The following is a 2,370-nucleotide window of genomic DNA, read 5'->3' on the forward strand; positions in this document are numbered from 1 at the left end:
GTCGTGCGGATTGAAGGCGCATTCATGACCGATATCACCAGGACGGACGTATTGATTGTCGGGGCAGGGCCAGTCGGCCTGTTCGCCGTGTTCGAGCTCGGCCTCTTCGACATGAAATGCCATCTCATCGACATACTCGATCGCCCTGGCGGGCAATGCGCCGAACTCTATCCGGAAAAGCCGATCTACGACATTCCCGGCTGGCCATCGATTTCGGCGCAGGGCCTGGTCGACAGGCTCCTTGAGCAGATCGCGCCGTTCAAGCCCGACTTCACCTTCAACCGCATGGTCTCGAGCCTCGAAAAGCTCGAGGACGGCAGCTTTCGCGTCCTCACTGACGAGAACGAGGTTTTTGAAGCCAAGGTTGTGGTTATCGCCGCCGGCGGCGGCTCATTCCAGCCGAAGCGGCCGCCGATCCCGCACATCGAGATTTATGAGGGCAAGAGCGTCTTCTACTCGGTTCGCCGGATGGAGGAATTTCGCGGCCACGACCTCATTATCGTCGGCGGCGGCGATTCGGCGCTCGACTGGACGCTGAACCTGCAGCCGGTGGCCAAGAGCGTGACGCTAGTCCACCGGCGGCCGGAGTTTCGCGCGGCGCCCGACAGCGTCAACAAGATGTACGCCATGCAGGAAATGAAGGAACTGGATTTCCAGGTAGGGCAGGTGGCGGGATTGTCCGGCGCCGACGGCCAGCTTTCCTCCGCGACCATCAAAGGCCCCAGCGGCGATATCGAGGTGCCGTGCACGCGGATGCTGCCGTTCTTCGGCCTGACCATGAAGCTAGGACCGATCGCCGAGTGGGGGCTCAATCTTCACGAGAACTTGATCCCGGTCGACACCGAGAAATTCCAGACATCGGTACCGGGCATCTTCGCCGTCGGCGACATCAACTGGTACCCCGGCAAGCTGAAGCTGATCCTGTCGGGCTTCCATGAGGTCGCCCTGATGGCGCAAGCGGCCAAGCGCATCGTCAGCCCCGGCGAGCGCATCGTGTTCCAGTATACGACCTCGTCGACCAGTCTGCAGAAGAAGCTTGGCGTCGCCGGCTGACGTCCCACTCTTACTCCACGAAAATCGACCTTACCATCTGGCCTGAGCTAACCCGGCAGCCGGCCGTTCTCGATGCGCTCCATGCGATAGCGCAGCAGCCGCAGGATGCGGCTTTCGAAATTGATTGTCTCGACGCGATCGAATTGCATCTGGGCCCGGTCGTGCTTGGCAAGAATAGCGGCGGCGATTTCCGCGGCCTTGGCCTTGGCCTGCTGGCAAGTCTTCTGCGGATAGGTCGCCTTCAGCGCATCCTCGAGGTCGCGGGCATGGTTCTTGGCGATCTCGACATGGCGATCCTCATGGCGCTTGATGTCGGCGGACAATGTATCCCAAAACAGCCTTACGCCCGCATCAGCCTTGCGCGAGCGGCGCCACTCGGGAAGGATCACCTTGACTTTGAGAGTGACGTTGGCGTCAGCAATCGCGCAGGAATTCGATTTTTCTGCATAGCTGATGCGGGTGGTGAACGCCATCTGCGTGGCGCCTGGATGCCGCATCCCTGTACTTTTTACCTGGGGCCCAAGTTTCGTAAGCTGGGTTCCGATATCATCGAGCGTCCTGCCGCCGATACTAAAGTAGCTATATGTCTTTACCAAACTCGCCGTGCCCGCCGGCAAGGCAGAAAAAGCGAGCATCAGGGCGCAAAGCAGTGATCGTTTCATCATGTTGCCTCTTTGCCCACCATGCGCTACGGCCGCTGCCGGCGCAACGGAATTGATCTTTGGCGGATCACACATGGTTGATGGACAATGACGACACGGCGATGGCAACTGGCGCATGGCCGTCATCTCGACCTCGGCGGCAAAGCGGTGATCGTCGGTATCCTCAATGTCACGCCGGACAGTTTTTCCGACGGGGGACTGTTCGTTGCGCCCGAACAGGCGATGGCCCAGGCCCGCCGGATGGTGGAAGAGGGGGCCTCCGTCATTGACGTCGGTGGAGAATCGACACGCCCCGGCGCATCTCCGGTAGCCGTCGAGGAGGAGCATGCCCGTGTGCTGCCTGTCATCGAGGCGCTCGCCAGGCTTGGCAAGGCGCTGATTTCGGTCGACAGCTATCGCGAGGACACCGCTCGGCTTGCCGTCGCCGCCGGCGCCCATATCGTCAACGATGTCTGGGGCCTGCAGCGCGAACCGGGCGTCGCGCGGGTCGCTGCCGAGACCGGCGCCGGGCTGGTCATCATGCACACCGGACGTGACAGGCAAAAACTGCCCGACGTTATCGAGGATCAGTTTTCCTTCCTTAGGAAGTCACTGGAAATCGCCCGGCAAAACGGCGTTGCCGACGACCAAATCGTGCTCGATCCGGGCTTTGGCT

The 2,370-nt window shown here is 61.1% G+C and carries 3 protein-coding genes; 2 read left to right on the forward strand and 1 reads right to left on the reverse strand.

The features are described from left to right. The first annotated feature begins 24 nt into the window (after positions 1 to 24). A complete protein-coding gene (locus tag EOA86_RS30945) occupies positions 25 to 1,053 on the forward strand; it encodes an NAD(P)/FAD-dependent oxidoreductase (RefSeq protein ID WP_095520558.1) in 1,029 nt (342 codons plus the stop codon). Positions 1,054 to 1,100: 47 nt separating this feature from the next. Here the strand turns inward: EOA86_RS30945 and EOA86_RS30950 are convergent, their stop codons facing one another. Then, positions 1,101 to 1,718 (reverse strand): DUF922 domain-containing protein, encoded by a 618-nt coding sequence (locus EOA86_RS30950; RefSeq protein WP_029352939.1) that lies wholly within the window; start codon positions 1,716 to 1,718, stop codon positions 1,101 to 1,103. Positions 1,719 to 1,802: 84 nt separating this feature from the next. On the opposite strand from EOA86_RS30950, the gene folP reads away from it, so the two are divergent. Further along, positions 1,803 to 2,370, forward strand: a 568-nt coding sequence (gene folP / locus EOA86_RS30955; protein WP_128345088.1) for a dihydropteroate synthase, incomplete at its 3' end; no start/stop codon positions are given.

It is taken from the genome of Mesorhizobium sp. M5C.F.Ca.IN.020.32.2.1, assembly GCF_004023105.1.
In the GTDB taxonomy this organism is placed as follows: domain Bacteria; phylum Pseudomonadota; class Alphaproteobacteria; order Rhizobiales; family Rhizobiaceae; genus Mesorhizobium; species Mesorhizobium wenxiniae.

What these genes read in the sequence shown, in the direction of transcription:
- EOA86_RS30945 (WP_095520558.1), top strand. Translation starts at nt 25, where the DNA reads ATGACCGATATCACCAGGACGGACGTATTGATTGTCGGGGCAGGGCCA.
- EOA86_RS30950 (WP_029352939.1), bottom strand. Translation starts at nt 1,718, where the DNA reads ATGATGAAACGATCACTGCTTTGCGCCCTGATGCTCGCTTTTTCTGCC.